Raw genomic sequence first — 696 nt, forward strand, 5'->3', positions numbered from 1 at the left:
TTTTTATCAAGAATGGTTTGAATATCTATGCTTCTCCAGAAGTACATAAACAAAAAAATGTCCGCGCGGCCATTTTTCGTGTGATTTGAAAAATTGGCCTATTATAACTGTTTTCCAGATAAAAGAAAAGCGTTGATTTGGCGTGGATTTTTTGAAGTGATTGCTTAAATGGAAGAGATTGGGATGAGGCCGTCTGAAAAGGGAATTGTTGACAAGTTTTAATTTGGCTTTTCTGAAATTTTTTTAGAAAACAAAGAATTGGTATTGCTTTGTTTTCAGACGGCCTTGGATTTCCTGATTTTTCGTGCTTGCACAATGTGCAAGGCGGTTCTACAATTTCTTCATACCCTCCGAATAAGAAAGATGGCCGCTATGTCCGCACACCCGATTTATAATTTTTCCGCAGGTCCTGCCGTATTGCCGGAAGCCGTATTGCGTACCGCGCAACAGGAAATGCTCGACTACAACGGTACGGGTTTTCCCGTGATGGCGATGAGCCACCGTTCGGATATGTTTTTGAGCATTCTGCATCATGCCGAACAAGACTTGCGCCAGCTTTTGAATATTCCGTCTAACTATAAAATCCTGTTTTTACAGGGCGGTGCGACCACGCAATTCAATATGGCGGCCATGAATTTGGCGCACGGTTTTGCGACTGCCGACACGGTGGTAACGGGCAACTGGAGCCGTATTGCC

At 43.5% G+C, this 696-nt stretch carries 1 protein-coding gene; it reads left to right on the top strand.

Annotation, left to right across the window (positions count from 1 at the left end; all coding sequences use genetic code 11):
- Positions 1-372 precede the first annotated feature (372 nt).
- On the top strand, positions 373-696 hold a 324-nt coding region (locus ACTHUR_RS14360; RefSeq protein WP_440399237.1), incomplete at its 3' end, for an aminotransferase class V-fold PLP-dependent enzyme.

It is taken from the genome of Neisseria sp. P0021.S007, assembly GCF_051956855.1.